The organism is Anaerocolumna jejuensis DSM 15929 (assembly GCF_900142215.1).
GTDB classification, from domain to species: Bacteria; Bacillota; Clostridia; order Lachnospirales; family Lachnospiraceae; genus Anaerocolumna; species Anaerocolumna jejuensis.
The window spans coordinates 1-9222 of sequence record NZ_FRAC01000058.1 but is presented as its reverse complement, the minus strand read 5'-3'; the positions used below and the strand labels follow the sequence as shown (position 1 = coordinate 9222).

General features: G+C 47.6%; 3 protein-coding genes. All 3 read right to left on the bottom strand.

What is annotated here, in order from left to right; genetic code table 11:
* The coding region (locus BUB77_RS30330; RefSeq protein WP_207650877.1) for an RHS repeat protein at positions 1 to 1307 on the bottom strand (1307 nt) is incomplete at its 3' end.
* Positions 1308 to 1547: 240 nt separating this feature from the next.
* Complete coding sequence (locus tag BUB77_RS28720; protein WP_073280598.1) at positions 1548 to 2048, bottom strand: hypothetical protein; 501 nt, start codon at positions 2046 to 2048, stop codon at positions 1548 to 1550.
* Positions 2048 to 9175, bottom strand: coding sequence for an RHS repeat-associated core domain-containing protein (locus tag BUB77_RS28715; protein ID WP_207650876.1), 7128 nt, complete (start codon positions 9173 to 9175; stop codon positions 2048 to 2050). The genes BUB77_RS28720 and BUB77_RS28715 overlap by 1 nt, the downstream gene beginning before the upstream one ends.
* Positions 9176 to 9222: the final 47 nt, after the last annotated feature.

Below are 9222 nucleotides of genomic sequence, written 5' to 3'. Positions count from 1 at the left end.
GTCAAACGGTTCAAGCTGTCATAGGTATAGCTGGTATCTCCCTGAAGCTGGTGCTTTCTGGTCCGGTTTCCATTGCCGTCATACCGGTAATGGTTATCTGCCAGGACTTCTCCTGCCAGTATGTTTCGCAGCCCGGTCAGGTTCTTGTCCTTATCATAGGCATATTCCGTATAGAGGCTTTCCCCATTTTTCAGGTTCTTTACCGTTCCATCTTCGTTATAATTATACTCTGCTAAAAGCTTTCCGTCATCCCAAATTTCCTTGATTTCATCATTTATAGTATAGTGGTATTCTGTCAGCTTTCCGGTGACATCCTTCTGCTTCCACAGGTTGCCGTTCTTATCATAGGCAAAGGATAACAGGGACCTTCCGCTTGCCTTCTTTTCCGTCATTCGCCCCATTGCATCATAGGAATAACTATAGCGCATTCCTTCTGCTATGGCCGACTTTAACAAGCCCTCCGGGGTGTATTCATACACTTCGGAAAGTTCCCCTGCCCGTCTGCTTTGTATATTTCCGTAAAGGTTATAGGTATAGGCGGTCTCTACCCCATTCCTGTCAAGCTTTTTAAACAGCCGCCCTTCTTCCTCATACTGATACTGCTCCATTTCCCCTGCCGGGTCCGTTAGGGAAGAAAGAAGATTTGCTGCATTATATTCATAAATAGTACGGTTGCCTTCTCCATCCACGCTCTCAGTGATATTTCCGGCATAGTCATAACCGTAGCATTCCTGGCTTCCGTCTGCTTTCTTAATCTCTGTAATTCTGCCCCACTTATCCAGGACATACTCTGTCTTGTTGCTTTCTCCGTCACACAGGCCGATGATGTTGCCATAGGCATCGAAAGTGTAGCTCTGGGTGGCTTTCCCTTCGGTTTCAATCCGAGTTCTTCTTCCCCCAAGATCATACTGGAACCTTGCTCCGCTTCCGGTTCCGTCTAAGGTCTGGATCAGATTTCCGTCTGTATCATAGACATGGCTCTCCTGAAGCTTTCCGTCTGGGCGTAGGATGGTAAGTAACCGGACTGATGTGTCATAGGTATATACTGTTCCGGCTCCGGCTTCTTTTGAAGCTTCGTATTCCTTCGGACGGATTACCTTGACTAACTGGCCGTTGGTGTCATAGAACTGTCTCATTATCCCTCCGTCCTGCTCGGTCCTCTGGATTTCCCCACCGGAGACTAATACTACCCGGGTGTTATTGCCGTTCTTATCGTATTCATAACGGACGGATACCGTTTCTTTTCCACAGCCCTTTTGGTCGGCACTGCGTGATAACTTGACAATACGGCATCCCGCATCATGCAAGTTTAGGGCTATAAAATTCAATTAAATTTAATACTGTATTTATACTCATTTCTTAAATATCTCCTTCCATGTATTACTTGTTGAATCAAACACATTTATGCCTCTTATATTATTATTAAATAAATTTAGTCCCTCTTCAATAGTACCTAATCCGTAACTCTCTACACCCTTCCTCTCAAGCTTAACCTCTACCTGCCCTCTACCTGGTTTGAATGTAGGTAAGTCAGGAAATCTATCCTATCATTCTTTGGGATAAAATGCTATTAGTTTTCCTTCTGGAAAGTTTCCCTCCCATCCACATGGCCATCCACCTGACTTATATACATTATACAATTTTTCAAACAAACTATCATTCTGTCCATAAATTGCTCTACAAATCGCACAATTTACTATATCAGCGTATGCATCATCCCATGTCTCTCTATATTCTTTAGCAATCTTTAGGTCTTTTCTTATCAATAATTCAATATCATCTATTTTCTTATTGAATTCCTTGTAATTTTCCATTGTGTATTTATCCTCATTAACATTGCTCATTACAAGTTCTCTTATGTCGACCCAATTATACCCATTTTCAGAGTTCATCTCATACTCTAAATTATCATATGCTAAGAATTTCGCTTTTTCATAATCGTTAATCACTAACACATTTTCTATATTTGTAGAATTCTGCTTATATAAGTTCATTGTTTTTACAGATTTTATTATCTCCTCTACCAAACTTGTGTTACTTCCAAACATTATTTATTAAACCACCTTTCCCATAGGTCTATGCTTGCACCCTCTTTTTCATACATTGGTAGTCCCTGTTCCATAAGATATTTTCCTTTTTGTTGCAAATCAAAAACCTGTCTTTCTAATTCGCTAGTACTTAAATTAATATCTAAATTATCCAATTTACCTTCAATGAATCTATTATATACCTTATGGAAACCTTCATGCCTTGACATTGGACTTACACCACCACTCTTTCTATTTCTTAGGAATATTCCATTAGATACATCATCAAAATCCATTCCTATCTTTTTTATTACAGGATGACTTCTAAGTTCTTTAGGAATTATATGCATTGCTTGATAAGGTGTTCTACTAGTTGTTCTTGGTAATCCCATATCTTCAAATAAATTCTGACCAAGTTTAGTTGAATTGCCTCCGGTAACTATTCCATCTTCTCCAGGTATAAGCCTAGCTTCACCCGCCCCCTTATTGTCAATATTAATATTAAGTTTATTAGCAACTTCTTGCTCTGCCGGATTCAATCCTCCATTATTTATCTTATTCCGCAGGTATGATTCCAACTGCCGTTTGTTTTTGCCTTTAATCCGCCCCTCGTCCATAAGAGACATGATTCTATCGGCAGCTTTTTTACAAATGTTTCCGCTAGGGTCCACATAATACACCGGATTGTTGGCACAGTATGCATACAGGTTCAGTCCATCTCCCCAGTAGGTATCCTCCTGTGTAAAGCGTCCAATGATTGGATTATAATATCTGGCTCTTAAGTAATACTGCTGGCTGATAGGATCTAACTGCTGTCCGTTAAACTTAAAACGGTTTTCTGCCTTTTCCTGGCTTTCCGTCACATTTCCCCATGCGTCATATTCATACCAGTTGAGGACTTCCTCTCCCTCTGTCACATGGGTGATACTCCCCAGTTCATCGCTTGCATAATGGTAGTAGGTCCTTGCGCTCTCTGCATCGGAAGCTAACAGGACATCAGAACGGATATAGCGCTTGATTTCTCCCTTGCTTTCTTCAACTGCGACCTCAGTTCCCCTGAAAATGAACTGCACCAGGTTTCCGTTCTCCTCCATCTCATGGCGTAACCCTTCTGCATCATACCGGTTGATCTGGATAGCTCCGTCAAAGGTTTCCACCCTGCTTGTCCGATGAAAGGCATCATAGGTGTACTGATTCTTTCCGTCCTTTAATAAGTTTCCAGCATTGTCATAGGTATAGCCTTCTATAACACCGTTTACGGTATGGCTGGTCAAGCGGTTCCTGCTGTCATACTGGTAAAGCTCTTCCCCACTTGGACTGCGTCTTCCGGTTCGGTTCCCGGCTTTATCATAGGTCAGTTCCTCCCAGCTTCCCGGATACTGTACCTTGGTCAAACGGTTTAAACTGTCATAGGTATAGCTGGTATCTCCCTGAAGCTGGTGCTTTCTGGTCCGGTTTCCATTGCCGTCATACCGGTAATGGTTATCTGCCAGGACTTCTCCTGCCAGTATGTTTCGCAGACCGGTCAGGTTCTTATCTTTATCATAGGCATATTCCGTATAGAGGCTTTCCCCATTTTTCAGGTTCTTTACCGTTCCGTCTTCGTTATAATTATACTCTGCTAAAAGCTTTCCGTCATCCCAAATTTCCTTGATTTCATCATTTATGGTATAACGGTACTCTGTCATCTTTCCGGTGACATCCTTCTGTTTCCACAGGTTGCCGTTCTTATCATAAGTAAAGGATAACAGGGGCCTTCCGCTTGCCTTTTTCTCCGTCAATCGCCCCATTGCATCATAGGTATAGCTGTAGCGCATTCCTTCTGCTATGGCCGACTTTAACAAGCCCTCCGGGGTGTATTCATACACTTCGGAAAGTTCCCCTGCCCGTCTGCTTTGTATATTTCCGTAAAGGTTATAGGTATAGGCGGTCTCTATTCCATTCCTGTCAAGCTTTTTATACAGCCGCCCTTCTTCCTCATACTGATACTGCTCCATTTCCCCTGCCGGGTCCGTTAGGGAAGAAAGAAGATTTGCTGCATTATATTCATAAGTAGTACGGTTGCCTTCTCCATCAACGCTCTCAGTGATATTTCCGGCATAGTCATAACCATAGCGTTCCTGACTTCCGTCTGCTTTCTTAATCTCTGTAATTCTGCCCCACTTATCCAGGACATACTCTGTCTTGTTGTTTTCTCCGTCACACAGGCCAGTGATGTTGCCATAGGCATCATAGGTGTAGCTCTGGGTGGCTTTCCCTTCAGTTTCAACCCGGGTTCTTCTTCCTCCAAGATCATAGTCAAATCTTGCTCCGCTTCCGGTTCCATCTAAGGTCTGGATCAAATTTCCGTCTGTATCATAGACATAGCTCTCCTGAAGCTTTCCGTCTGGGCGTAGGATGGTAAGTAACCGACCTGCTGTGTCATAGGTATATACCGTTCCGGCTCCGGCATCCTTACTGGCTTCGTATTCCCTCGGACGGATTACCTTGACTAACTGGCCGTTGGTGTCATAGAACTGTCTCGTTATCCCTCCGTCCCGCTCGGTCCGCTGGATTTCCCTGTTCAACAGGTCGTATTCGATTTGTGTCTTTCTGCCCTGATTGTCGGTGATACAGAGGAGATTCCCGGCCTTATCATAAGCAAAGCCCGTAGTGTTATGAATCCCGCTCTTTTTCTCCCTATGGGTTTCCTTGATGAGACGGTCAGCTGCGTCATATTCCCGGAGGATTTCCCCGCCGGAGGGTAATACTACCTGGGTATTATTGCCGTTTTTATCGTATTCATAACGGACGGATACCGTTTCTTTTCCACAGCCCTTTTGGTCGGCGCTGCGTGATACCTTGACGATACGGCCTCCCTCATCATAGAAGTAGCGGAATACCTGCTCATTACTTTGATTTATCTTTCTCTTTTCAAGAGTTCTCCGGCCCTTTCCGTCATATCCGTATTCCAGCACTGCTCCCGTGCGGTCACTGACCCTGATTAGATGGTCTTTCCTGTCGTATTCATAGGAGATGGTATGGACCTCTCCCTGATGGCTCTCTCTGGTCTGGTAATCGCAGTATCGGAGTTCCTTGATCCGGTTCCCTGATAGGTCGTATTCATACCGGATGAGCTGATACCGGACAGCTCCGTCCCTTTCTTCCATGGGGGTACGGCTTTCCAGCAGCCAGCCAAGGCTGTTATAAGAATACAATTCCCCTATGGCCTCTTCCTGCTCTGTTCTGACTCCGGTTCTGTTTCCAATTCTATCTCCGGTGCTATTTCCAGCTCTATCTCCGGAGCTGTTTCCGGTTATATCTCCAGTGCTGGTCTCCTCTGCTTTCCGGCAGTTCTTTCCGTGTACTGCCTTGATCAGATTTCCGGCAAGGTCATAGGTATACTGGTGGAGAAATTCCCCCTCCGGTCCTGTTATCTGCACCAGGCGGTCTGCGCTGTCATATTCATAAAGATAACCTGGACCATCATCGGTTTTTTCCTCATACTGCTCCGGATTGCATACCTTCGTGATATTTCCATTGGCATCATACCAGAGCCGTCTGGTTCCTCCGTCCGGGTACTGAATTTTATATTTATTATCACTGGCATCATACTGATTGATAATCCCCTCCCCGTCCTTGTCCTCTATCCGGTAAGTGTTAGGATGGATTTCCTTTACGGGATTCCCTTCGCCGTCAAGGTGCAGAGCATAGACCCCACCGGCGGCATCGATATGCATGGTCTGGTGGTGGAAGGCATCATACCGGTACCGGTCTCCCGATTCCGCTCCCATGGTCTCCCCGTACTGGTTGGCTCTTACCACCTGTACCAGGTCAAGGACTCCGTCATAGACGTACCGTTCCGAATGCCCTAAGGGATCCGAGGCCTGGCAGAGTAGGTCAAAGTGGTTATAGGTATACCGCCTGGTTCCGTCCATGTCCGTCCGGAGCATTAAACGCCCGGCCTCATCATAGCCGTACAGGGTCTTCTCTCCCCCGGCATTGATGTAGATCTGCTCTTCCCCAAAGAGATGGCCGTACTCATAGGTTTCAAGGCTGCCCTCCGGGTCTTCAAAGGCTGTGATCCTTCCGTAGCTGTCATAGGTAAAACGGTAGCTACGGCTCTTTTCCTCCTCTACTTTTTGAATTTCCTCCTTCAGGTTCCCGGCTCTGTCATAGGTATACCGGCTGTCCATTCCGGTATTGTCCCATTTATGGATGCAGTTTCCGGCTTCATATTCATAGGAAAACTCTCTGCCCGAGGGTTCTGTCAGCTTTAACAAATGTCCGGCTTCGTCATATTCCCTTCTGGTCTCGTTCCCGTTCCTATCCTTTTCCCATACCCGGTTCTCCCAGGCGTCATAGCCGTATTCCTCGGTGGTACCGTCCTCATATTCCGTTCTTACCAGTTGTTTTAACAGGTTGTAATGGTGTCTGGTCTCCTGTCCGTTCTTTGGCACCAGATAGGTATTGACCCGGTCCTCCTCTTCGTAGAATAAGATATATTCCTGGCCGTTTGACAGGCTCTGCCTGGTCACCCGGCCCTTTCTGTCATATTCGTTATGGACGTAGGTATTACCGTTGGCATCGGTGATCTCCTTTATCCGTCCTGCGGTATCGTAGCCGTAGGTCTCTGTCCCTCCGTTCACCATGGTGACAGCGGTCAGGTAACCATCCTCATAGCGGTACTCCACGGTCCGTCCGATACAGTCCTTCATACGGATGATCTTGTCCCCCTGCCAGGTAAATAAAAGATACTGCCCGCTGGTAAAGCAGATCTTTGCCAGGTTTTCTCCGCTGTATTCATAGAGGGTCCGGTTGCCGTTCCGGTCCGTGGCAGAAAGAAGCCTGCCGTCCTGGTCATAGAACCAGCTGGTCCTTCCGTTTTCCTCCGTCAGCCGGTAGCCTTCTCCTTCTTCTGTCAGGGTAAGTCTCTTGGTTCCTCCCCTCCGGTTCCGGTAGCCTTCTGCTGTTTTTAAGAAGGTCTCCGTATGCTGGTCCGGAAGGAGTATCTCTATCCTTTCATCGTAGAGATAGGCCCGGCTGAAAATACTTAAGGTCCAGCCCTTTCCTACCGGGGATTCTTCTCCTGACAAAAGGGATTCATAGGTACGCTCAATGGCAGTGCGGCCTCCGATGTCATTGATCAGCAGATCGCACTGTTCAATGAGGTAGCTTCCGGTGACCATGTCAATGGGCTCCCCTTTCGTACAGCGGTTTGCCGAATATTCATCCAGCTTCGCCCGGGTCTTTTTCCTGACATTGTCCACAGCGCCTGCAGCTGCCTGCACCCGCTTTTGTCTGGCATCCTTTCTTCCCTGCCGCTCGGTCTCTCGTTCTCCCCGGCTCTTGAAACGTTCTTTTCCGTTCTTGCCTCTTGTTTTTGATTTCCCGAGTTTGTATTTTGCAAGGCTGGAGCCTCCCTGCAGGATGCTCATGACATCCTGGCGGCACTTCGGATCGTTCATATCAAAGGTCCCGTCCTTGATCGCCGTACCGATATCCCCGACTGCCATGACTGCAGTAAGGGCAAGGTTCGCATTAATTGCTCCGCTGCTGAACTTTTTGACAGCGTTTAGAAGGGTGCCGGCTGCCTTCATTTTTTTCCCCAGCTTGGCAATGCCGGATGCTCCTTTGAGCATACCGCCTACCGTATTGGCTCCGGGGATGAGAGACAGGGCAGCGGTCCCGGCGGATATGGCGGCTCCCACATAATCCCCTCTTGCCAGGCTGATTCCGGCATTGGCAAGGTTCGCCACCGTGGATACACCCGGGATGGGAAGAGCACCTACGATATCCAGGGCGCACTGGGTCATATCCAGGAACATATCCTTCCAGGTATAGTTGGCATCCTCCAGATGTTCATACGTGGCGCTGCGGTCCGTTCCAAGCTGCAGATAGGCATTGGTGCGGATCTGGATCACCCCTCCGGCAAAGGTCACACAGGTGGTACCTACCTGCAGTACCAGCCGGTCCAGTGACATAATATGCGCTGTCCCGTCTTCAAAGACCGGAGCGGCTTCTGCCTCTCCTCCCCCTTCTGTACCGGCGCTTCCTCCAATCTTTCCGGTCAGCTCCTTCAGGGTCCCGATGACCTGAAAAGGGGCCTTCAGGTTCTGATCGATGTTTTTCTTTAAGGCATGATAGCTTCTGGCTGAAAGCAGGGACAGGGCATCAAATTCCATGGTTCCGCCCTCCGCTTTGTATTTCGTATCTCCTTCGCCGTACTTCTGGTCGAACTTCTGCTTTACTTCCTCTATTCCATTATAGGACCCCTTCAATGCCTGTAAGGTTATCTTTTCTTCCGCTTTCAGGCTGATGTCCTTTGTGCTCTGTATCTCGATTCCGGTCTCATCATTGAAGATGATCTTGGCCTGTTCCCCTCCGCTGCCGTCATATTCTGAGCGGTTTCCAACCAGATCGACTTCCTTTTCTGCAAATTTCACCATCCGGTTGTTCGCCGTCATCATCTTATTCTTGGAATTGGAAAAGTCGGGGCTTTCATTTACATGCCGGCTTCCCAGACAAACTACCTTTTCGCTGTCTCCGGTCTCATAGTATACGAATACCGTATCTCCGATATCCGGCATGGAATAAAAATAGTTGCTTACCGCACTGGCATAGGGCATCCATCTGGGCGTATCTCCCGGTGTATGAAAATCCACCATCACGTTGGTTCCATCCACTGCCGTTACCGTACCCGTCAGGATACTGGAGTGCTTGGTCGTTCCCTGGGAACGGGCAGCCTCCGGCATGACCCCTTCCCCATGGACCAGGGTGACCTCATTGACCAGGGTCCCCTGACTGGCATGGATCTCACTTCGGGTGACGGTCTGTGTCCTCCCTTCATAGGAAATGGCATACCCGGCTCCTATGGTAAGATCACTGACGGTCAGAGTGGTCTCTTCAAATTCAAAGACCGAGGCACTTTGGCTGACCCCTGCCTGTATAGCCCTTACCTTGTCCACATCCCTTCCCAGGGACGTGGAAAGAACGGCTCCCGGTTCCTTTACGGCAAAAGGCAGATTTCCCACGTGGATCTGGCAGCCTGTTGTCTTACTGTTGACGAATACCTGCTTTCCATACTGGTTGGCAATCCTGCAGTCAAAGCCCCAGTCCGTTTCAGCTTCCTGGGAAAGCATTTCCGGCACCGGAAGGTCTGAATCCACCTGTACCAGTGTTCCATTCCCGATCCCCTCCTTCAGAATTCCTGTCA